The organism is Plantibacter sp. VKM Ac-2885, from assembly GCF_015351205.1.
Classification (GTDB): domain Bacteria; phylum Actinomycetota; class Actinomycetes; order Actinomycetales; family Microbacteriaceae; genus Plantibacter; species Plantibacter auratus.
The window spans coordinates 1,358,899-1,381,649 of sequence record NZ_JADKSK010000001.1 but is presented as its reverse complement, the minus strand read 5'-3'; the positions used below and the strand labels follow the sequence as shown (position 1 = coordinate 1,381,649).

The following is a 22,751-nucleotide window of genomic DNA, read 5'->3' as shown; positions in this document are numbered from 1 at the left end:
CGTTAGCGGCGACGGCCCTTCTTGTCGTCCTTCACGTGTCCACGGAAGGTGCGGGTGGGCGCGAACTCGCCGAGCTTGTGCCCGACCATCGTCTCGGTGACGAACACCGGGATGTGCTTGCGACCGTCGTGGACGGCGATGGTGTGACCCAGCATCGCCGGGATGATCATCGATCGACGCGACCAGGTCTTGATCACGTTCTTGTTGTTGGCCTCGTTCGCCGTGACGACCTTGCGGAGCAGGTGGTCGTCGACGAAGGGGCCCTTCTTGAGACTGCGTGGCATCTTCTCTTACTCCTACTTACGCTTCTTGCCGGCGGTACGACGACGAACGATGAGCTTGTCGCTTTCCTTGTTGGGGTGGCGCGTGCGGCCTTCCTTCTGGCCCCACGGGCTGACCGGGTGACGTCCACCGGAGGTCTTGCCCTCACCACCACCGTGCGGGTGGTCGATCGGGTTCATCGCGACACCACGGACGGTCGGGCGGACGCCCAGCCAGCGCTTACGGCCGGCCTTACCCCAGTTGATGTTCGACTGCTCGGCGTTGCCGACCTCACCGATGGTGGCGCGGCAGCGCAGGTCGACGTTGCGGATCTCGCCGGACGGCAGGCGGAGCTGCGCGTACGGGCCGTCCTTCGCGACGAGACGCACCGATGCACCCGCGGAGCGGGCCATCTTCGCGCCGCCGCCGGGACGGAGCTCGATCGCGTGGATGACCGTACCGGTGGGGATGTTCTTCAGCGGCAGGTTGTTTCCGGGCTTGATGTCCGCGCCGGCACCCGACTCGACCACGTCGCCCTGGCTGAGCTTGTTCGGAGCGAGGATGTACCGCTTGGTGCCGTCCACGAAGTGGAGCAGCGCGATACGCGCGGTGCGGTTGGGGTCGTACTCGATGTGAGCGACCTTGGCGTTGACGCCGTCCTTGTCGTTGCGACGGAAGTCGATCAGACGGTACTGGCGCTTGTGGCCACCACCGATGTGACGCGTCGTGATGCGGCCCTGGTTGTTGCGACCACCGGTCTTCGACAACGGACGAAGCAGCGACTTCTCCGGCGTGGTGCGGGTGATCTCCGCGAAGTCCGCGACAGACGAACCGCGACGACCAGGAGTCGTGGGCTTGTACTTACGAATAGCCATTTCTTATTCCTCTTCGTTCCCGGCCGTCTTAGCCAACAGCCGTGAAGATGTCGATGGAACCCGACTTGAGCGACACGATGGCGCGCTTGGTGTCCTTGCGCTTGCCGGTGCCGAACTTGGTGCGACGGGTCTTGCCCTGACGGGTGAGGGTGTTGATCGAAGCGACCTCGACACCGAAGATCTTCTCGATGGCGAGCTTGATCTCGGTCTTGTTCGAGCGCGGGTCGACGAGGAAGGTGTACTTGCCCTCGTCGATCAGGCTGTAGCTCTTCTCGGAGACGACCGGCGCGAAGATGACGTCGCGGGGGTCCTTGTTGATCGCGGTCATGCCGAGACCTCCTCGGTTGCGGCCGTGTTGCCGGTCTTGCTGGCGACGAATGCCTCGAAGGCGGCCTTGGTGAAGACGATGTCGTCGGAGACGAGCACGTCGTATGCGTTCAGCTGGTCGTACGACAGCACGTGCACGTTCTGCAGGTTGCGGACGCTGCGGAGGCTGAGCTCGTCGTCGCGCTGGAGGACGATCAGGACGTGCTTCGAGGAAGCGACGTTCGTCAGGTACTCGGACACGGCCTTCGTCGACGGCTTCTCACCGATCGAGAGGGAGTCGACGACGTGCAGGCGGCTGCCGCGTGCGCGGTCGGAGATGGCGCCGAGGAGAGCCGCGGCGATCATCTTCTTGGGGGTGCGCTGTGCGTAGTTGCGGGGCACTGGACCGTGGACGATGCCACCGCCGGTCATCTGAGGTGCACGGATGGAGCCCTGACGAGCGTTACCCGTACCCTTCTGCTTGAACGGCTTGCGGCCGGCACCGGACACTTCGCCGCGGCGCTTGGTCTTGTGCGTCCCCTGGCGGGCGGCAGCGAGCTGCGCGACGACCACCTGGTGGATGAGCGGGATGTTGGTCTGAACGTCGAACACCTCGGCAGGAAGGTCGACGGTGCCGGCCTTCTTGAGCTTGGTGTCGAGCACGTCGAGAGTAGCGATAGCCATGGAACTACGCTCCCTTCACTGCGGTGCGGACGAATACGATGCGGCCACGAGCGCCGGGAACGGCACCCTTGACGAGCAGCAGGCCCTTCTCGGCGTCGATGGCGTGAACCCGGAGGTTCAGCACGGTGACGCGCTCGCCACCCATACGACCGGCCATGCGCATGCCCTTGAAGACACGGCTCGGGGTCGAGGAGGCGCCGATGGAGCCCGGCTTGCGGTGGTTGCGGTGAGCACCGTGAGATGCGCCCGTTCCCTTGAAGTTGTGACGCTTCATGACACCGGCGAAACCCTTACCCTTCGAAGTGCCGACGACGTCGACCTTCTGGCCGGCCTCGAAGACACCGTCGACGGTGAGCTCCTGGCCGAGCGAGTACTCGGATGCGTCGGCAGTGCGGACCTCGGTGAGGTGGCGACGCGGCGTCACGCCGGCCTTGTCGAAGTGACCCGCGTCAGGCTTGCTGACCTTGCGGGGATCGATCTGGCCGTACGCGATCTGCACGGCGTCGTAGCCGTCGACCTCGGGGGTGCGAACCTGCGTGACCACGTTGGGCGTGATCTCGATGACGGTGACGGGAACGAGCTTGTTGTTCTCGTCCCACACCTGGGTCATGCCGAGCTTGGTGCCGAGCAGACCCTTGCTGGTCTTCGTGTTAGACATGTCTTCCTTCCGTCTCTACCGAGCTCAGAGCTTGATCTCGATGTTGACGTCCGCCGGCAGGTCGAGACGCATGAGCGAGTCGACGGCCTTCGGGGTCGGGTCGATGATGTCGATCAGACGCTTGTGGGTGCGCATTTCGAAGTGCTCCCGGCTGTCCTTGTACTTGTGCGGCGAACGGATCACGCAGACCACGTTCTTCTCCGTCGGAAGCGGCACGGGGCCGACGACGGTTGCGCCTGCACGGGTGACCGTGTCGACGATCTTGCGCGCCGAAGTATCGATGACCTCATGGTCATACGACTTCAGTCGGATGCGGATCTTCTGTCCCGCCATGTGTGACTCACTCTCTGTCTCGCGTCGTGCGGATCGCTCCGTATTGGACGCATATCGTGCGCTTTGCAACGTTCGGTTGCTCCGCGCCATTGGCACTACTGGTGTCGCACCACTGTTCTGCTGTCAACGACCACTCGTGTCCTGCGACCCTCGTGGTCATCCACCGGCTTCCACCCCGACTCGTGGTCGGCGCTGGGCGTAGCACTGCTACGACCTGGATTGCGATGAAGTGATTGGTGTTCTGCTACCCGCGGCCTAGGCTCGATCCCTGTCGCGTTGCCGCGTCTGGGAGCTCCTATGCACTACCTGGCAGTGATCCGCCGGAGCGCGCACAGGCACGCTCGTCCGAAGTACTGAACTGGACTAGTTTGCCACGGATCCACCATGCGTGCAACCCGGGCGTGTCGCGGGCGTCGGATGGTCAGGATCCGCTCAGTCTCGGGCGTCGTGAGCACCGAGGCGCCGCTGCTCAGCAGGGCTCGACGACGTTGTCGACCTCGACCGGACGCACCCCCGGGGTGCCCAGGAACCGCACCGCGTCGACCGTCGCGCCGGACACGTCCGCATCGACGTCGAGTGTCACCGTCGCGCCCGGCGCGATCGTCACCACCACGTAGGCCACGGGGCGTCCGTCGTCCGATCCGGCCGTGTACGGGGCCTCGGCGCCGTCAACGCGAACCGAGCGGATGTCGGCACCGTCGGGCGCGTAGGCCATGACCCGCAAGCGCATCCACCCACGCGGGAGCCCCTCACGCTCGTGGAACCCCGCGATGTAGTCGAACGCCTCCGTGTCGAGCTCCGGCTCCGTGTCGATCGTGTTGGAGAGCTCGGACGTGACCATCACCGTGCGGGTCCCGTCGACGTCGCACGACGCCGCACGGACACGGACCCGCTGTCGGAGGTAGTACTCGAGTTTGGACCCGACCGCGTCCGAGAGGTACAGCCCGAACGGCACCGAACGAGACGAACGCTCGGGCAGGGCGCCGCCGACCCCGGCGAGCACCAACGCCCGCTCCTCGACGCGGTCGGGACTCCAGGCGAGCAGACGCCGCTCGTCGACCGCCTGCACCCAGCCGTCGATCGCACGGGGCACCACCATGGAGCCCGCCTGCAGCTGCGAGGTGAGCGCCTGCACGACGGCGGTGAAGGTCGCGTCCTGCGCCCGGTTCGCCTCGTCGCTGAGACCCGGGTGGTCTCGGTACACGCCGTTCAGGAGCTCGTCGACCACCGTCTCGCTCGACAGCTCCGTACCGTCGTCCAGCACGACGGGGCCGGTCGCTCGCAGCAGATGGGAAAGCGCGACCGGGTCCACGGCGAGCACCAGGTCGGGCGTGACGCCCTGACTCTCCTGCCACAGCCGCGAAGCCACCTGCGCACCGTACGGGAAGTCCGGCCGCGCCGTCACCTCATGGATGGAGGTGCCTGCGGCAGCGTAGCCCTCGGTCCGGTAGAGCGCGTCGGCATCGGCCGGGAGGGGCACCACCGGATCGGCGTGCGACACGAAGTCCGCGCCGCCGAGGGTCCTGGTCACGCTCAGCGCGCCCTCCTCGACGTGTACGAGCGCCGAAGCTCCCGCGATGCCGCCGAGGGCTCGGCTCTCCGCCGAGTTCTGGAACAGGACGACCACGTCTCGCGGCCCCTCCTCCCCCAGGAACCCGGGCAGCGCTCGCAGCACCGGTGCGAGCCGCGAGGCGAGCGATGAGGCCTCGCGCAGCGGTCCGTCGAGTCCGACCAACGCCGACGCCACCTGCGGCAGGAGCACCGACCGGTCGAGGCGGTCGAGGCGCGCGACCTGCTCCTCGAGTCGCTCGAGCGCGCGCGCCGAGGTGCGCGCCAACCGCCCCACCCGCTCCGTGTCCAGTCGCCCGTCGACCGCGAGTCCGTCGACGGACAGGGCGAGGACCGGCTCGACGACCTCGTCGACGACCACATGGGCCGCCTCGACGGCCGTGCGCACCGCGACGAAGTTCGCCCCGGAGACGGGCACGCGTTCGGCGAGCCACCAGTCAGGCCGCCGGGTCGACGTCAGGGCCCGCTCGACCGCGTCACCGGCGCGCTGCACGACGGCAGGATCGATCGCGTCGGCGCCGTCACCGACGACGCCCGCACGGATCGCCTCGAGCTCAGGCAGGACCGACGTGAGTTCCTCCCGGACGGACATGGCCTCCACCGCCGCCGACACGGTGGCTCCAGCGATGCCGAGCAGGACGGACAGGGCGACGATGCTCGGGATCAGGACACGTGGGCGCGACAGGCGACGCGGACGGATGGACGAACGGAACACGATCACCTCGGGCGGCTCGATGCAGAATGGGTCGCCCGATATCTTACATATGAGCCGCCGGGGTCCCGACCGTCCGACGGCACGCACGACGAAGGGCCCGGAGCGAAATGCTCCGGGCCCTTCGTGTGGAACCGTGTCGACCCTGCGGTCGATCAGGGGTTCGCGTCAGCGGATGCTTACGCGAGCACCTTGGTGACGGTGCCGGCGCCGACGGTGCGGCCACCCTCACGGATGGCGTAGCCGAGGCCGACCTCCATGGCGATGGGCTGGATCAGCTCAACGGTCATGTCGGTGGTGTCGCCGGGCATGACCATCTCGGTGCCCTCGGGCAGCGTGATGACGCCGGTGACGTCGGTGGTGCGGAAGTAGAACTGCGGACGGTAGTTCGCGTAGAACGGGTTGTGACGCCCACCCTCATCCTTGGACAGGATGTACGCGGTGCCCTCGAAGTTCGTGTGCGGCGTGACCGAACCCGGCTTCACGACGACCTGGCCGCGCTCGACGTCTTCACGCTTCGTGCCACGGAGCAGGAGACCACAGTTCTCGCCGGCCCATGCCTCGTCGAGCTGCTTGTGGAACATCTCGATACCCGTGACGATCGTCTTCTGCGTCGGGCGGATGCCGACGATCTCGACCTCGGAGTTGATCGCGAGCGTGCCACGCTCGGCGCGGCCCGTGACGACGGTTCCACGACCGGTGATCGTGAAGACGTCCTCGATCGGCATGAGGAAGGGCTTGTCCTTGTCGCGCACGGGGTCGGGGACGTTGGCGTCCACGGCGTCCATGAGGTCGAGGATGCTCTGCACCCACTTCTCGTCGCCCTCGAGCGCCTTGAGGCCCGAGACGCGGACGACCGGTGCGTCCTCAGCGAAGCCCTGCGAGGCGAGCAGCTCGGAGACCTCGAGCTCGACGAGCTCCAGGATCTCCTCGTCGTCGACCATGTCGGACTTGTTCAGCGCGACGAGCAGGTAGGGGACGCCGACCTGCTTGGCGAGCAGCACGTGCTCACGCGTCTGAGCCATCGGGCCGTCAGTGGCGGCGACGACCAGGATCGCGCCGTCCATCTGCGCAGCACCGGTGATCATGTTCTTGATGTAGTCAGCGTGACCGGGGGCGTCGACGTGCGCGTAGTGGCGCTTCGGGGTCTCGTACTCGACGTGCGAGATGTTGATCGTGATACCACGCTGACGCTCTTCCGGCGCGGAGTCGATCGACGCGAAGTCGCGCTGCACGTTGGTCGCGGACGGGAACTTGTCCGCCAGGACCTTCGAGATCGCCGCGGTGAGCGTGGTCTTGCCGTGGTCGACGTGACCGATCGTACCGATGTTGACGTGCGGCTTGGTCCGCTCGAACTTGGCCTTTGCCACTGTGAGTCCTCCTCAGGACGTTGTGCGGGACGCCGGGCACCATTCGATGCCCGACGCACTGCAGGGATGTGTATTCATGTTACGCGATCCGCCCGGGTGTTCGCACACCCGGCCGGACCGCGGTGAAGAGAGAGTGAGTGACTACTCGCCCTTGTTCTTCTGGATGATCTCGTCGGCGACAGCCTTCGGGACCTCCGCGTAGCTCTCGAACGTCATCGAGTACACGGCACGACCAGAGGTCTTCGACCGGAGGTCGCCGATGTAGCCGAACATCTCGGAGAGCGGCACGTTGGCACGGATGACCTTGACGCCGGTGGCGTCGTCCATGGACTGGATCTGTCCACGGCGCGAGTTGAGGTCTCCGATGACGTCGCCCATGTACTCCTCAGGAGTACGCACCTCGACCGCCATGAGCGGCTCGAGGAGGACGGGGTTGGCACGCGAGTAGGCCTCCTTGAGACCCATCGAGCCGGCGATCTTGAACGCCATCTCCGAGGAGTCGACGTCGTGCGCCGCACCATCGGTGATGATCGCCTTGACACCCACGACCGGGTAGCCGGCGAGGCCACCGACCTGCAGGGCGTCCTGGAAACCGGCGTCGATCGACGGGATGTACTCGCGCGGGATGCGACCACCGGTCACGGCGTTCACGAACTCGTAGGTCGTCTCCGGAGTGACGTCCATCGGCTCCAGATCGAACTGGATCTTCGCGAACTGACCCGAACCACCGGTCTGCTTCTTGTGCGTGTAGCCGTACTTCTCGACCTTGCGCTTGATGGTCTCGCGGTACGCGACCTGCGGCTTGCCGACGTTGGCCTCGACGTTGAACTCGCGCTTCATGCGGTCGACGAGGATGTCGAGGTGGAGCTCGCCCATGCCCTTGATGACCGTCTGGCCGGTCTCGGTGTTCTGCTCGGTGCGGAACGTCGGGTCCTCTTCGGCCAGCTTCTGGATCGCGGTGCCCAGCTTCTCCTGGTCGGCCTTGGTCTTCGGCTCGATCGCGACCTCGATGACGGGCTCCGGGAAGCTCATCGACTCGAGGACGACCTGGTGCTGCGGGTCGGACAGGGTGTCACCGGTGGTGGTGTCCTTCAGGCCGATGACCGCGTAGATGTGACCGGCGGTGACGAAGTCGACCGGGTTCTCCTTGTTGGCGTGCATCTGGAAGATCTTCCCGATGCGCTCCTTCTTGCCCTTGGTCGAGTTGATGATCTGCGCACCGGAGTCGAGACGACCCGAGTAGACGCGGACGTACGTCAGGCGACCGAAGAACGGGTGCACCGCGACCTTGAACGCGAGCGCGGTGAAGGGCTCGGTCGAGTCGGGGTGACGCTCCACGACCTTCTCCTCGTCGCGCGCGTCGTGGGCCTCGATGGCCGGGACGTCGAGCGGGGAGGGGAGGTAGTCGATGACGGCGTCGAGCATCGGCTGGACGCCGCGGTTCTTGAACGCGGAGCCACAGAGGACCGGGTACATGGTGCTCGTGATGGTGAGGTGACGGATCGCGGCCTTGATCTCCGCGACGGTCAGCTCTTCGCCACCGAAGTACTTCTCCATGAGTGCGTCGTCGGTCTCGGCGACGGCCTCGAGGAGCGCGGTGCGGTACTCGGCCGCCTTCTCCTTGAGGTCTTCCGGGATCTCCTCGATGGCGTACTTGGCGCCCATCTCGACGTCACCCTTGGCGTCTCCGCGCCAGGTGAGCGCACGCATCTCGACGAGGTCGACGACGCCCTCGAAGTTGGACTCGGCACCGATCGGCAGCTGGATGACCAGCGGCTTCGCGCCGAGGCGGCTGATGATCGTGTCGACGGTGAAGTAGAAGTCGGCGCCGAGCTTGTCCATCTTGTTGACGAAGCAGATGCGCGGCACGTCGTACTTGTCGGCCTGACGCCAGACGGTCTCGGACTGGGGCTCGACGCCCTCCTTGCCGTCGAACACCGCGACCGCGCCGTCGAGGACGCGGAGCGAACGCTCGACCTCGACCGTGAAGTCGACGTGGCCGGGGGTGTCGATGATGTTGATCTGGTTCTTGTTCCAGAAGCAGGTCGTCGCGGCGGACGTGATGGTGATGCCGCGCTCCTGCTCCTGCGCCATCCAGTCCATCGTCGACGCACCGTCGTGGGTCTCGCCGATCTTGTGGTTGACGCCCGTGTAGAACAGGATGCGCTCGGTGGTGGTGGTCTTGCCGGCATCGATGTGGGCCATGATGCCGATGTTGCGGACCTTGTTCAGGTCGGTGAGCACGTCTTGTGCCACGGGGTCCTCCGGGGATAGGTAGGGGTGAGCTGATTCACTCGGTGACGCGAGGGCGGGCGGATCGCCCGCCCTCGCATCGGGCGGCGACTACCAGCGGTAGTGCGCGAACGCCTTGTTCGACTCGGCCATCTTGTGCGTGTCTTCACGACGCTTGACGGCTGCACCGAGACCGTTCGATGCGTCGAGGATCTCGTTCTGGAGACGCTCGGTCATCGTCTTCTCGCGGCGGCCCTTCGCGTAGCTCACGAGCCAGCGCAGGGCGAGGGTGTTGGCGCGGTGAGGCTTGACCTCGACCGGCACCTGGTAGGTGGAACCACCGACGCGGCGCGAACGCACCTCGAGGGTCGGGCGGACGTTGTCGAGCGCCTTCTTGAGCGTGACGACGGCGTCGCCCTGGTTCTTGGCGGTGACGCCTTCGAGTGCGTCGTAGACGATGCGCTCAGCGAGGCCCTTCTTGCCGTCCAGCAGGATCTTGTTGACGAGCTGGCTGACGATGGGGGCGCCGTAGACGGGATCGGCGACGACGGGACGCTTCGGAGCTGGACCCTTGCGAGGCATTACTTCTTCTCCATCTTCGCGCCGTAGCGGCTGCGAGCCTGCTTGCGGTTCTTGACGGCCTGCGTGTCGAGGGCGCCACGGACGATCTTGTAACGGACACCCGGGAGGTCCTTCACACGACCACCACGGACCAGGACCAGCGAGTGCTCCTGGAGGTTGTGGCCCTCACCGGGGATGTACGCGGTGACCTCGGTGCCGTTGCGCAGCTTCACGCGGGCGACCTTGCGCATCGCCGAGTTCGGCTTCTTCGGGGTGGTGGTGTACACGCGGGTGCACACGCCGGCCTGCTGGGGGTTGCTCTTCAGGGCGGGCGCCTTGGTCTTGACGACCTTGGGGCTGCGGCCCTTCCGAACCAACTGCTGAATGGTTGGCACTACTTGCTCCTTGATGATGACTGCACGGTGACAGTGGTACTGCAGCATTCGTGGACCGGTCTCCCGGATCACGAGGTCGTATGGACCCACCGGCGCCGCGCGAGTGCGCGTCGCTTTCGTGGTGGGTATGCCGTGGGGGCGATCGGCAACCGGGACCAGCCCGGCGGGGATCAACCCGATGGTGCAAGACTGCTGTCCACTCCCCCGAGCCAGGCTCCGGAGAACGTGGACAGCACGAGAGCGCACGACAGCGCGCACACCCAACCAAGACTAGCCCGCCGACAGGCTGTGGTCAAACGACGACGGCCCCCGGGAGCATCGCTCCCAGGGGCCGTACAGCTCGGCGTCTACGGGGACGGGACGAAGGTCGCGCCCTCGTCGGTGAAGCCCTCGATCGTGCCACCGACGACGAAGTCGACCGGGTTGATGCTGTAGCCCGGGCCGGTCTGGCCGGTGGCCGGGTCGGTCAGCGTGCAGGTCATCGACATGCGTCCGACGGTCTCGGAGTCGACGGTCCAGCCGCCGCCCGCGAAGTCGCCGATCGTGAAGGTCGGGCGCGTGTCGAACTTCCAGGTCACGCCGGAGGGGGTGAAGCCGGTGTCGTTGCGGATCTCGAAGGGGCACCCCTCCGGGGCGAGCTCCGTCGCCGCACCGCAGCCGTCGATGTACGCGTTGACGGCCTCCTCGACGGCGGTCGTCCCGGCGTCGGTGAGGGCGACGGCGAGCGTCGCGGGTTCCGCGGCCTGACCGAAGCCCACGGCCGTCGTGGTCGTCGCCTCGGCGGTGTACCAGTCGCTCTCACTGAGGGCGACGTCGTAGGTGCCAGGGAGGGCACGCAGCTGGTACGAACCCTCGGCGATCGGTTCGACGTCGGTGAGGTCGACGCCGCCGACCGTCGCGACCGCGTCCTCAGGGGCGACCACGTCGACCTGGACCGTGCTGAGTTCGGGAGCCTCGAGCTTCCACTTGTCGAAGAGCACGGCGTCCTTGCCGACCTTGGTGAGCGTGAACTCCTGGTCGACGCTCTCGCCACCCTGGGTGAGACGGGCCTCGACGGTCGCGGTGTTCCCGCTGGTCGTCGTCTTCCCGATCGTGTAACCGGAGACCTTGCCGGACGCCGCCTTGTACGCGTCGTCGGTCAGCAGCACGTCGGCCGCCGACACCTCGGTACCGGAGAGCTTGAGCGCCTGTTCGGCGTCGCCCGACTTGAGGGCGTCGAGGTAGCTCTTGACCGTCACCTCCGGGGCGTGGAGGGCGTTACCGACGCTGACCCCGACGATGCCACCGACGATGATGAGGAGGAGGGCGCTTCCGCCGGCGATGATGCCGGTGAGCCCCTTCTTCGAGAGCTTCTTCTTGGGCGGCTGCTGGCCGCCGCCGTAGCCGCCCTGCGCGTACGGCGCCTGGCCGTACTGCTCGGTGGGCTGCTGGCCGTACTGACCGGTGCCCTGCTGACCGAACTGCTCGGTCGGCTGCTGGCCGTACTGCGCCGTCTGACCGTATTGACCGGTCTGCTGGCTGTACTGACCGGTCTGCTGGCCGTACTGACTCGTCTGCTGGCTGTGCTGGCCGGACGACTGCTCACCGTACTGGCCGGACTGCTGCCCGTACTGCCCTGACGGCTGGGTCGGCGACTGCCCGTACGGCGACTGCTGTCCGTACTGACCCGTCTGCTGCTGGCCTGAGCCCGACTGCTGTGGGCCGTTACCCTGCCATCCCTGCTGCGGGTCGGGCTGGGCGGGCGGTCGCTGCCACTGGGGCTGCTGCGGGTTCTGATCTCCGGGATCGGTCATGGTGTTGCGCCCCCAATGAGCATGGATCGTGCTGATGACAAGTGCTCGAAAGTATAGTGACGGGTGTCGGACAGCACGATGGGGAGATCTCCCCTCCTGCGTTCGGGTGTGCCCCGACGGCTACCAGGGCGAGGTGGGGGAATCGAGCTCGAGCGCGAGGTCGTCGAGGAGCGCGGTGACCTGCGGTTCGACGTACCGCTCGACGGCGTCGTGGATGGCGAGGCGGTGCCCGACGAGCAGTTCGCAGATGCGGCGCCCGGTCTCGTTCGCGCACTGGTCGGCGAGGGCGATCTCGGTGCGCAGCGCCTCCTTCGCGTCGTCGGACAACGGCGGGGGTGGTGGGACGGTCCTCGCCTGGGACTCGCCGAGCTCCGCGAGGGTGAAGAGGTAGGGCTGCTCGGGATCCGGGTCGGGGTCGAGCTGCAGGCCGTCGAACTCCGGGTCGAGCCCCTCCCCCGGACGGTAGGAGCGCTGCGCCTCGCGCAGGTCGGCGGCACGCAGTTCGGCACGGAGGACGGGGAGGTTCTGCTCGGTGTATTCCGCCACCGCGTGGTCGACGAGGGCCTTCATCCGGGTGGCGAGACCGTGCTGCACCTGGTGCGGGACGTCATCGACGAGGCCTGCTGCGCGCAGGATCGGGGAGCCGATGCACCGGCGGCAGATCCGGGTGCGTCCGCGGTGGGCGGCGGGGTGCCAGCGCGGCAGCCACCGGAGCCAGGCGTCGACGGCCTGGCTCACGCTGGTCTCGAGCGAGCGCTCCATACTCACCGAGGGTAGCGCCTCGGCGGCTGTATCGGCCTCAGCGACCTCCGGTGGCGCGCTGGTCGCGTGCTGCTCGCCGGGCGAGCGAACCGGACGGCTGCAGCCGACTCACGAGACTGCGTTTCGCGCGGTAGCGGAACCGGCTCCGCTGGCGGGCGAACCAGCCGAGCGCTCCCTGCGCCCGTGACGCCTCGGCCTCCGACCGCTGCCACAGCTCGTCGGCCGTCGTATCGTCCACGTCACGACCGGAGAAGACGACGTCGTCGGTCGTCCCCGCGAGCGCGGTGAGCGTGGTCGCGCCCTCCGGTTCCTGGGCTCCGAGCGCGGATGCCGTGGTCGACCGCGTGGCGGCCGCGGGCACCGTGTACCCGAGCTCGGCGTAGCGGTCGATCAGCTCGTCCCACGCACCGGCGGCACTGCGATCACCACCGCCCGCGCGGCGACGCTTCGTCCGCCGACGCTTCGCACCCGAGATGGCGAGGAGCGGGATGAAGTACAGCGACACCGGGACACCCACGATCAGCGCGAGCCACCACACCCATTCCGGGATCACGAGTCCGTCGTTCTTGTCCTTGTCGTCGCCGTCGTCGATCGAGGCCTCGGTGAGGAGGCTGTCGTCGAGGTTGTCGCTGCGCGGCGGCTGACGCACCTGCGGCTGCGGCTCGGTCTTGGGCTTGGGATCCTGGTCCTGCGGGATCTCGGTCTCGTCGGGGGTCGGTGAGAACGCCACCCAGCCGTAGCCCTCGAAGGGCACCTCGACCCACGCCGTCACGTCGTCTCCGACGACCTGCACCGAACCCTGGCCCTCGGTCACCTCGGGCGCGAAGCCCATGACGACTCGCGCGGGGTAGCCGAGCAAGCGAGCCATGAGCGCGAACGCCGACGCGTACTGCTCCTCGTCGCCGACCATCGGTGTGCGGGTGAACAGCTCCGACATCCGGTCGGCACCGTGGCCGGCGCGTGACGGAGAGCTGTCCGAGGCGAGCCCGTGGCTGAGGAACCCGGTGGTGCGGAGGGTCTGCTCGATCGCGCGCAGCTGCCCCATGGGCGTCGTCTCGGTGCCGACGAACTCCGAGGCCTTCGCGACCACGATGTCCGGGATGTTCGTGACGGGCGGCAGCTCGACCGCTGCGGTCGGCGTCGTCGCGAGGGCCGTGTCGCTCGGGACCGCCTGCGTGGTGGTCCGCTCCTCGTAGTCGTCGCCCGTGCCGATGCCCGAGGTGATGACGGCCGCGCCACTCTCGGCGTTGTAGCGGATGTCCTCGGATCGCTCCGCCGCCTTGCCGTCGAGGGTGAGCGCGCTCGGGTACCCGACGCTGGGCACCCAGATGTCGTCGTAGCCGGTGATGTCGATCGACACCCGTCGGTCGCTGCCCGGTGTCATGAGCTGCGGTCCGGGAAGGTGATCGCCGACGAGCTCGAAGGCACCGGAACCGTCGGTCGCCGTGGAGGGCCCGGAGACGGTCCACAGACGGCCGTCGTAGCTGTCCATGGCCGCCAGACGGATCCGATCCCCCGGCTCGAGGCCGGTGGCGGTGAAGAGCTTCGTCTCGGCGAGGTCCTTCGTGTACTCGCGGAACCCGGCGAGCGGGCTCGGGTACTCCAGGGGGTCGAACGGCGGGGTGACGACCTCGCGGAGGACGAACCGGGAGTCCGCGGGTGGCGAGGCGACGACGGCCGCGCCGCCGCCGACGACGACCGCGACCGCGGCGAGGACCGCCGTACCGATGATCTTCTTGCGACGGAGGACGGCGGTGGTCGACGCTGCCGCGTTCTCGCCACGACCGGCACCCGGCCGCCACCCGAGCCAGAGGAGGGCGATGAGCGCGAACGCGATCCCGCGGACGGCCGCCAGGAAGGGCGTCTGCGTACCGAGGAGGACGCCGAGGGCGTACAGCACGGTCGGGCCGACGAGCACGATGGCGCAGCGGACGGCGACCTGCGGACGCCGCGGCAGCCAGCGGACGGCGAGCACGGCGGAGACGACACCGACGAGCAGCCCCGCAACGTAGGGCAGCGTCATGATGTACGCGGGCGCGCTCAGCGGGGTCTGCAGGGTGACGAAGTCCTTCCACCCGAACACGGCGCCGATGCTGATGCCACCGAGGGTCCGCAGGTTCGGGAGGACCGCGAACGTCGCCACGGACGGCATCGCCAGGGCACTGCCGAAGACGTAGAAGACGAGGACGGTCGAGAGGCCGGTCAGGAGCGCGTTCAGCCGGAGGGCGTGGGAGGCGACGCCCACCGCCATGCCGAGCGCGAGGCCACCGAGACCGGCGAGGAGGAACCCGGTGCCGCTGAGCGCCGCACCGAAGCCGAGCAGGCCGAGGGCCGCGAGGACGAAGACGACCACGAGGTCGATCCAGGAGCGGCCGGGCAACGGCCACGGCGCGACGAAGGTCGGGACGATGCCCTGGACGTCGACGTCCGCGGCGGACCCGGCGGCCGCGCGTGGCGGGCGCACCGTCGTGCGCTCGTCGACCCCGCTCACAGCGCCCTCGACATGACCTTGGCGAGGTCGCTCAAGGCTCCGACCGTCATGACGTTCATCCCGGCGACGTCCTTGATGCCGGCCCGTGCACCGCGTTCGACGCGGATGCCGAACACGTTGACATCGGGACCGAAGAGGCGCTGGATCCCCCGGTACTCCTGTGCCTCGAGTCGCGAACCGGCGACGATGATGACGACGCTCGGTGCCGGCAGGCGCTTCGTGGTCTCCCGGGCGAAGGTGCGCGGGGTGTCGAAGGTGCCCTCGGCGAGCTGCAGACGGCAGCTGTCGTCGAGGAAGGAGGTCACGGTGTGGGTCCGCAGCGCAAGCCGGTCGGTCACGACGCTGATCGGGACCTGGTCGAGGATCACCTGGGTCGCGATCGACGCGGTGAGCGACACCGCCAACTCGAACTCGTCCTCGTCGTCGGCGTAATAGCGCGAGTCGGTCGTCATCACCATGGTGAGCTGCGACCGCCGCGTCTCCTCGAACTGCCGCACCATGAGCTGGCCCGTCTTCGCGGAGGACTTCCAGTGGATGTAGCGGCGGTCGTCGCCGGGGACGTACCCGCGGAGCGCATGGAAGGAGATGTCGTTGTTCGTGATGGTCTTCGTGACGAGGCCCTCGAGGTCGCGGATGAGACCGGCGGCCGTCGGGTGGAGGCGCGTGGTCTCGGGATGCACGAAGAGCTCGACCGGTTCCGTCCAGCGCACCTCGCGGCGCAACAGGCCGAGCTGGTCGCCACGGACCGACACGGCGGGCCCGGCTGGGATGACGGCTCGCCGGTTCGTCGGAACGGCGAACAGTTCCTCGTGTTCGCCGTCCTTCGGGATCGCCGGAATGGCGAACTCCGCGAGGCCGTAGCCCACGGGGACCTCGAGGCGCGTGGGCGTCGTGGCGCGGTTGCCGGGGTTGGCGATGAGGACCTGCCCGATCGCGCGCTCGCCGACGGTCACCCGGGTGGGGTTCAAGTGGATGGAGATACGGAAGGTCGACCGCCCGAAGAGGTAGGCGACGGAGGCCAGCAACGCGGCCAACGGCACGAAGCCGAGGAACACGAGTTCCGTCCATCCCAGGATGAAGCCGGCGACGGTCGCGATGACGCCGATCGCCAGGACGACCCAGCCGAGGCCGCTGACCACAGCGAGCACGGGTTGCGCAGCCGACCAGACGACCCGGGCCCAGGGCACGACGACGGCACTGATGCCGTCGAGCGCGCTGCGGAACGGGTTCGGCCGCCGAGCGGGAGCCTGCGCACCGTCGACGTGCGCATCGGGGCCGTCGGCGCCCGCCTCGGCAGGCGCGCCGACCGTCGCCGTGCGGACCGGATCGGGTCCGTCCGGCGCGGCGGCGGCGCGCTGCTCGAGGGTCTCGCTCATGCTGCGCGGTACGCCGGCGGAGCGATGCTGACGAGGACCCGGGCGACGACGTCCTGCGCGGTCACGCCGGCGAAGTCGGACTCGGGGTCGATGATGATGCGGTGCGCGAGGACGGCCTGCGCGAGGTCGTTGACGTCGTCGGGGGTGACGTAGGTGCGTCCCTGTGAGATCGCCCAGGTCTTGACGGCGCGCACGAGGGCGAGCGCACCACGCATGCTCACACCGAGCGCCACGTCCTGGTCGTCCCGCGTCGCCGCGACGACGTCGGCGACGTACTCGAGGATGCTGCCGTCGACGTGCACCTCGGTCGCGAGCTGCGCCATGGTGACGACCGCGCTGGAGGCGATGATCGGTTGCACCTTCGTCGCGCGTGCCCGGTTGGAGGCGTCGAGCAGCAGGTTCACGGAGGTCTGGCGGTCGGGGTAGCCGAGCGTCGTCTTGATGAGGAAACGGTCGAGCTGCGCCTCGGGCAGCTTGTAGGTGCCCGCCTGTTCGATCGGGTTCTGCGTCGCGATGACCATGAAGGGCTGGCCGGCCTCGTAGCTCGTGCCGTCGATCGTGACGATGCCCTCCTCCATGACCTCGAGGAGTGCCGACTGCGTCTTCGGCGAGGCACGGTTGATCTCGTCCGCCAGCACGATGGAGGCGAAGATCGGCCCCTTGTGGAACTCGAAGATCCCCTTGCCCTGGTCGTAGATCGTCACACCGGTGACGTCGGACGGCAGGAGGTCGGGCGTGAACTGGATCCGCGAGCTCGTGCCGTCGAGCGTGTTCGCGAGGGCCTTCGCGAGCACGGTCTTGCCGGTGCCCGGGTAGTCCTCGAGGAGCACGTGGCCCTCCGAGAGCATGGCCGTGACGACGAGCTTGATGACGTGCTCCTTGCCGAGGATGGCCTGCTCGACGTTGCCGACGAGCTTGCCGAACGCGTCGGCGAACCAGGTGGCCTGTTCCTGCGTGACAGTCATGGAGGTGTTGGATGCTTTCGTGTAGGAGGGAGAGGTGGAAGGTCGAGCCGCTACATCGCGTTCCATGCGGCTGCTGAGGTGGCCCCGATGCTGAACGTCTCGCCCGTCGCCGTGTTCCGGAAGAACGCGGTGATCGTCTCACCGGCGGGGATGACGCCCAGGTGGTTGTTGTGGACGAAGCTGCCCGTCCCGCTGGCGTTGATGTTCGAGGTCGAACCCACCGCCGAGCCATTGCGCTGGATCTGCACGTCGTAGTTGCCGTTCGGGACGTCGGCGTAGCGGACTCCGACGTCGTAGCAACCGGTACCGCCGCTCTGACACGCGTGCGGTTGACCGGATTTGTAGAGCGAGCCGCTCGGCTTCGGCGGCGGCGGATTGTTCACCGTCACCTCGGCCGGCCCGCCTTCAGGTCCGGTACCTCCGGGACCCTCCGCAGAGACGTAGACCTGGTAGGTACCGGCGCCGATGCCACCCACCGAGTCGCTGGTGCCACCCGTCGTCCCGGTCTGCACCGTGCTGGAGCCGCTCATGATCCGCCAGTGGTACTTGTCGACCTGTCCGCCGGTGTCGGCGGGGGCGTTCCACCGCATGGTCAACGTCGCCGGCGCATCCCCTGACGACTTCAGCGAGACGTTCTGTGGCGCACTCGGCACGCCGTAGGCGGTCGCCGAGATCTCGTTCGAACCTGCGCTCGGACCCACGGCGTTGTGGGCATAGGCGGTGAAGGTGTAGCTCTGCCCGTTCGTCACGTCGAAGGTGCAGTCGTTGCCGGGGGCGCACTGCTTCTCCCCGCCGCCGCTCCACTTCACCGCGTGGTAGTCGATGGGCGAGCCGTTGCTCGCCGGCGAACCGCCGACGACGACGGTGATCTTGCCGCTCTTCGCACTCTTCAGGCTGAGCGACGGTGGATCGGGCACGTCCTTCACGATGACCGTGATGCGACCCTGGACCTTCCGGTTGGGGTCGTTCGTCGCGTCTTGGACCGTGTAGATGACGCTCACGGTCCCGCTCTTCGACGAACCGGGGGTGACCGTTACCGTGCCACCGGAGAACGTGGCCGTCGCCCCACCGGCCGGCGCGCTCTCAACGGTGGCGTCGACGATCTTGAGCGGGGTGTCGGGGAACGGGTTGTAGTCGTTCGCGAGCACGCTGATCGACTCGGCCTTGTTCTTGCGGCCCTCTTCGACGCGGTCGTCGATGGCACGTGGGAGCGGCCTGGTCGAGGAGACGACGCGGACGTTGATCGACCCCGGGACGGAGTACTCCTTGTAGTTCACGGTGAACGTCAGCGTGGCCGAGGTACCGGGTTGCGTCCCCTGCGGGGCGGAGATCGACACCTGCGAACCGGAGAGGCTGCCCTGGACGCCCGCGGTCGTGCCACCGAAGCCCTGGTAGGTGAGCGCCGCGAGGATCTTCGGGTTCGGGTGGTCGCTCGACGCCCGCAGGTCGACGGTCACCGGAGCCTCGCCGGCCTCGATCGTCACCGTCGGCGGGGTGAACGTCGGCGGGACGTCTTCGAGGTTCGGGTCGCCCACCGTGATCGGCAGCGTGAGCAGTTTGCTCTCTCGGCCGTCCGTGGCCTCGAAGCTCACCGAGGCGGGTCCGCGGTAGTCCTTCGCCGGGGTGAAGGTGATCGTGGCGTCGTCGACGTAGCTCGACGTGCCGTTGCTCCGGAAGTTGACGACGCTGCCCTCGGAGGCGATCGTGACCGGCTTGCCCGAGGGCGCCTCGGTGATGTCGGAAAGCTTCCAGGTGCGCGTCTCGTTGACCTTGACGATCTGCTCCGGCAGCGGGCTCTTCATCCGCGGTGGCTCGCCGTCCGTCGCGGCCGGCACGATGATGAACGCGGCGCCACTCAGCTGCGTGACCGGGTCCGTCAACCGGTAGGCGATCGCCTGGCGTCGGTCGGTGAGGGTCACCCGGATGGTGCCACCGTCGCGGACCTCGCCGGAGGCGGCGTTCACACCTTCGAGGCTCGGCTTCAGGTCGTCGATCAGCCCGCCGGGGTTCTGCGCGCCGTCGAGCACGTCGATGTCGATGGTCTTCTTGCCGACGATGTCGGCGTCCTCGAGGACGTGGTCATCCGCCTCGGGGAACTGCGGCTTCGCGTCCTTCGTGACCTTGACCTGGATGTAGGCGCTGTCGATGCCACCCTTGCCGTTGGTGATCTGGTACCGGACGGTGAAGAACGCCTCCTCCTCCGGCACTTCGATGACGACGCGGCTCTTGCTGACCTCGGCGGTGAGGCCGTCGTCCACCGAGAGCAGCTTCGGTTCGAGTTTGAGCTTGTACCCGTTCGGATCGGAGTCGTTCGAGAGCACCGGTACGGAAGCGACCTTGCCCGGGAGGACCTCGATGTAGTCGTCGACCGCGTTCGGCTGGCCGTCGACCTCCGGGCGTCCGATGACCCCGATCTTGATCGTGCCGACGGCGACCGCGCCGTAGGTGTCCTTCACCCGGTACTGGAAGGTGTCGGTCCCGGAGGAGTCCGGAGCCGCCTCGTAGACGAACCACGTACTCCCCTGCTCGATGACCCGACCGAGCAACGGTGCCGAGGCGATGTCGTCGACGACGACGGAGTCACCGTTCGGGTCCAGCCCGTCGAGCGGGACGTCCACGCGGACCGTCGCACCCGCGAACACGCGCGAGGTGAGCAGCTGCGGCACGGGCGGCTGGTTGTTCTTCTTGTCCTCGCCGACCACGTTGAACGTGACCGTCGCCGTGTCGGCCTCACCGAAGGTGTCGTACACGCGGTACGTCGTCGTGTAGGTGCCCGGTTCGCTCGGCGCCTGGAAGCGGACCTCGTCGTCGTCGACGAACGCGAGGCCGGCGGTCGGATCCTCGACGAGCTCGCGATCGACGAGCATGACCGCCGCGTCCGGGTGGTAGTCGTTCTCGAGCACCGCGACGTTGGCGATGTCGCCCGCTCGGACGACGACCGCGTCATCGGTCGCGACCGGTGCCTGATGCTTCGGCAGCGGTGGCACCGGCACGACGGTCACGGCCGCCGTCGCCGACGAGGTGCCGTCGGACACGACGTAGGTGAACTGCAGCTGCTGTTCGATCGGCGCGGACGAGGAGACGCGGATGACCGCGCTGTCGAGGACCTCGACGGACAACGAGGTCGACTCGTCGGGAACGGAGACGGACTGCACGGCGAGCACCTGCCCGCCCGGTGACTCGTCGTTGGCGAGGACCGGGATCGTGATCGTCTCGTTCGGCCGGAGATATCCCTCGTCCTTCACAGCGACGGGGGGCCGCACGTCGGTGGGCTTCTCGAGGACGTCGACGCGGATGAGCCCGATGCTGGAGGCGATTCCGGCGCCGAGTGTGTACTTCAGGTAGTAGGTGCCGGGCTCGTTCGAGGACACGGTGACCGACTGCTTCTCGAGGCTCGGCGAGGACACGAGTCCGCCCTGCAGGGCCTCGACACCGATGAGGCCGAGCGGGGCCCCACTCGGGGACTGGTCGTTCGCCAGCGGTTGGACGAGCGCGGACTCGCCGACGAAGGTCGAGACGAAGTCGGGTGTCCCGATCGGGCTCAAGGCTCCGGCGGGCTGCACGTCGACCTTGAGGGTGCCCTCCGCCGAGGTGACCCCGTCGGACACGACGAACTTGACGTCGCGCGGACCCATCTCGGGCGAGGCGTGCGTGAACGTCACGAACCCATCCGGGGTGAACCGGACGAGGTCGCTGGACGCCGGCGACGCCGACTGGAGGAAGATGTCGTCGCCGTCGGGATCACGCCAGTCGGCGAGCACGTTGTAGGTGACCGTCTGCCCGGCCTCGACCGACACGGCGGCCTCGCGATGGGACGTCGGCGGCTCGTTGACCTCGGGCGGTTTGATGGCGATGCTCACGTTCGCTTCGGCCACGCCGCCTGGGCGGCCGTCGTTGACGGAGTAGCGGAACGACGTCGTCCCGGCCACGAACCCCTCGGCCGGGGTGAACTGGAGCGCACGCCCGCCGTCGATGTACTCCAGCTTGCCGGTCTCCGCCGCGACGTCGCTGGTGTTCTGGATCGTCAGGACGTCGCCGTCCGCATCGGAATCGTTGTCGAGCAGCGGCAGGACCGTCGCGCGACCCGGACGGACGCCGAACGCGTCGTCGCGGGCGATCGGCGGACGGTTCTCCTCGGTGCGCTCGGCGAGCGTGTCCTCGAAGGACTGCTCGGACGCCTTCTCGTCGCCGTCCTCGCCGTCCTCCTCCTGCGGGGGTGTCACCTCGTCCCAGTTGTCGACGAGGCGCATGTTCGCCTGGACGAGCCAGGAGTTGCCGGTCTGGACGTTGTTCAGGGCGATGACCGAGCGGTTCACCCGGAAGACGAGCTGCTGGCCGATGGTCTCCGGGTTGATGTCCTCGATGACCGGCTTCTTGTCGGCGCACTCGGCTGCGTACCGACTCGAGGAGGCCCAGGCTCCGTGCATGCAGCCGTCGAGGTTGACCGGTGCCGTGACCTCGGCCGCACTCGTCGCCGCTGTGGTGACGTCCGCGTCGAGCACCTCCGGGTCGCCGCCGCCGAGTGGGACGCGGACGAGCGAGTCACCGGTCGCGATGACGGCGGCGTCGTCCGATGCCGACGGCTCCTGGATCTTCAGCGGCTTGCCCGGCAGCTCGACGACGGAGCCGTCCTGCTTCACGAGGTCGCCGGACTTCAGGTCGAGGATGACCGCCTGCTCACCGGCAGCACTCAACTGGTAGTCGTCGAGCTTCGGGAGCTTCGACTCGGTCTTCGTGCCGTCGGGCAGGATGCGGTAGAGGCGCCCCTTCGCGGGTGCGACCGCGAGGATGGTGCCCGTCGAGGTGACGACCGCTTGACCGGCTTTGCCGATGGAGACGATCGGCTTCGTCTCCGTGGGGTCGAAGCGGAGCTCCCCCGCGGCATCGACGGACCAGAGCTTGCCGGTCTCCCCCGCCACGACCGAGAGTCGGTCGCCGCCGTAGTGCACCGTCGCGCCGGTCGGCAGCGAGACACGCTGGATGAGGCTCGTGAAGGCCGGATCGATGCGTTCGAGCGAGGAGAGCGCCTTGTCCTGGAGGAAGACGTCGTCGCCGTCCTGCAGCACGTCGGCGTTGTTCGACGCCGTCGACACCGCTCCGTCGAGTTCGGAGATCTGATCATTGAGCCGCCCCGCGAGGAGCGACTCGCCGTTGGTGACCCAGACGTCGCGGGACTCGAGGTCGACCTCCGTGACCGGGAAGCCCTGGTGGATGAGCGCGGCGGTCACCGGCACGGCGACGAGGACCGACAGGGCCGTGATCGAGGCCGCGGTCTTGCGTTTGCGCAGCCAGGCACTCCAGTTGCTCACGATCCCCCAGGTGAAGTGTTCGGTCAGGCGGCCGCCATCATGCCACGGTCGCCGCTGAGTCTAGCAAAGTTGCGAGTCAGTCTCATCGACAAGAATGAC

17 protein-coding genes are annotated in these 22,751 nt (G+C 67.8%); all 17 read right to left on the bottom strand.

Going from position 1 to position 22,751, the window contains the following annotated elements; translation table 11 throughout:
* Positions 1 to 2 precede the first annotated feature (2 nt).
* A complete protein-coding gene (gene rpsS / locus ITJ66_RS06605) occupies positions 3 to 284 on the bottom strand; it encodes a 30S ribosomal protein S19 (RefSeq protein ID WP_064296700.1) in 282 nt (93 codons plus the stop codon).
* Between the two features lie 12 nt (positions 285 to 296).
* Positions 297 to 1,136 (bottom strand): 50S ribosomal protein L2, encoded by an 840-nt coding sequence (rplB, locus tag ITJ66_RS06600; protein WP_064296701.1) that lies wholly within the window; start codon positions 1,134 to 1,136, stop codon positions 297 to 299.
* Between the two features lie 28 nt (positions 1,137 to 1,164).
* Positions 1,165 to 1,464, bottom strand: a complete 300-nt coding sequence (gene rplW, locus ITJ66_RS06595) for a 50S ribosomal protein L23 (protein ID WP_056008147.1) — start codon at positions 1,462 to 1,464, stop codon at positions 1,165 to 1,167.
* A complete protein-coding gene (gene rplD / locus ITJ66_RS06590; protein WP_124768819.1) occupies positions 1,461 to 2,126 on the bottom strand; it encodes a 50S ribosomal protein L4 in 666 nt (221 codons plus the stop codon). Before rplD ends, rplW begins: the two co-directional genes overlap by 4 nt.
* A 4-nt stretch (positions 2,127 to 2,130) precedes the next feature.
* Positions 2,131 to 2,784: a 50S ribosomal protein L3 gene (gene rplC / locus ITJ66_RS06585; RefSeq protein WP_056008154.1), complete on the bottom strand. Its 654-nt coding sequence runs from the start codon at positions 2,782 to 2,784 to the stop codon at positions 2,131 to 2,133.
* A gap of 24 nt (positions 2,785 to 2,808) precedes the next feature.
* Positions 2,809 to 3,117, bottom strand: a complete 309-nt coding sequence (gene rpsJ / locus ITJ66_RS06580; RefSeq protein ID WP_005050520.1) for a 30S ribosomal protein S10 — start codon at positions 3,115 to 3,117, stop codon at positions 2,809 to 2,811.
* A gap of 469 nt (positions 3,118 to 3,586) precedes the next feature.
* Positions 3,587 to 5,407 carry a DUF4012 domain-containing protein gene (locus ITJ66_RS06575; RefSeq protein WP_194644106.1) on the bottom strand — a complete coding sequence of 607 codons (1,821 nt, stop codon included), beginning with the start codon at positions 5,405 to 5,407 and terminating at the stop codon, positions 3,587 to 3,589.
* Between the two features lie 170 nt (positions 5,408 to 5,577).
* Positions 5,578 to 6,768 (bottom strand): elongation factor Tu, encoded by a 1,191-nt coding sequence (tuf, locus tag ITJ66_RS06570; protein ID WP_064296705.1) that lies wholly within the window; start codon positions 6,766 to 6,768, stop codon positions 5,578 to 5,580.
* A gap of 141 nt (positions 6,769 to 6,909) precedes the next feature.
* Positions 6,910 to 9,024, bottom strand: a complete 2,115-nt coding sequence (fusA, locus tag ITJ66_RS06565) for an elongation factor G (RefSeq protein WP_064296706.1) — start codon at positions 9,022 to 9,024, stop codon at positions 6,910 to 6,912.
* Positions 9,025 to 9,111: 87 nt separating this feature from the next.
* Positions 9,112 to 9,582, bottom strand: coding sequence for a 30S ribosomal protein S7 (rpsG, locus tag ITJ66_RS06560; protein ID WP_064296707.1), 471 nt, complete (start codon positions 9,580 to 9,582; stop codon positions 9,112 to 9,114).
* The gene (rpsL, locus tag ITJ66_RS06555) at positions 9,582 to 9,956 is read right to left on the bottom strand and encodes a 30S ribosomal protein S12 (protein WP_056008169.1); all 375 of its coding nucleotides are present in this window, start codon (positions 9,954 to 9,956) and stop codon (positions 9,582 to 9,584) included. Before rpsL ends, rpsG begins: the two co-directional genes overlap by 1 nt.
* A gap of 347 nt (positions 9,957 to 10,303) precedes the next feature.
* On the bottom strand, positions 10,304 to 11,749 hold the full coding sequence (locus ITJ66_RS06550; protein WP_137242160.1) for a hypothetical protein: 1,446 nt from the start codon (positions 11,747 to 11,749) through the stop codon (positions 10,304 to 10,306).
* A 120-nt stretch (positions 11,750 to 11,869) separates the two neighbouring features.
* Positions 11,870 to 12,511: a spermidine/putrescine ABC transporter substrate-binding protein gene (locus ITJ66_RS06545; RefSeq protein WP_137242161.1), complete on the bottom strand. Its 642-nt coding sequence runs from the start codon at positions 12,509 to 12,511 to the stop codon at positions 11,870 to 11,872.
* 37 nt (positions 12,512 to 12,548) lie between these two features.
* Positions 12,549 to 15,002, bottom strand: coding sequence for a transglutaminase-like domain-containing protein (locus ITJ66_RS20120; RefSeq protein ID WP_194644104.1), 2,454 nt, complete (start codon positions 15,000 to 15,002; stop codon positions 12,549 to 12,551).
* The gene (locus ITJ66_RS06535; protein ID WP_194644102.1) at positions 14,999 to 16,378 is read right to left on the bottom strand and encodes a DUF58 domain-containing protein; all 1,380 of its coding nucleotides are present in this window, start codon (positions 16,376 to 16,378) and stop codon (positions 14,999 to 15,001) included. Before ITJ66_RS06535 ends, ITJ66_RS20120 begins: the two co-directional genes overlap by 4 nt.
* Positions 16,375 to 17,343: a MoxR family ATPase gene (locus ITJ66_RS06530; RefSeq protein ID WP_191940624.1), complete on the bottom strand. Its 969-nt coding sequence runs from the start codon at positions 17,341 to 17,343 to the stop codon at positions 16,375 to 16,377. Before ITJ66_RS06530 ends, ITJ66_RS06535 begins: the two co-directional genes overlap by 4 nt.
* A gap of 50 nt (positions 17,344 to 17,393) precedes the next feature.
* Positions 17,394 to 22,652 carry an Ig-like domain-containing protein gene (locus ITJ66_RS06525; RefSeq protein ID WP_194644100.1) on the bottom strand — a complete coding sequence of 1,753 codons (5,259 nt, stop codon included), beginning with the start codon at positions 22,650 to 22,652 and terminating at the stop codon, positions 17,394 to 17,396.
* Positions 22,653 to 22,751: the final 99 nt, after the last annotated feature.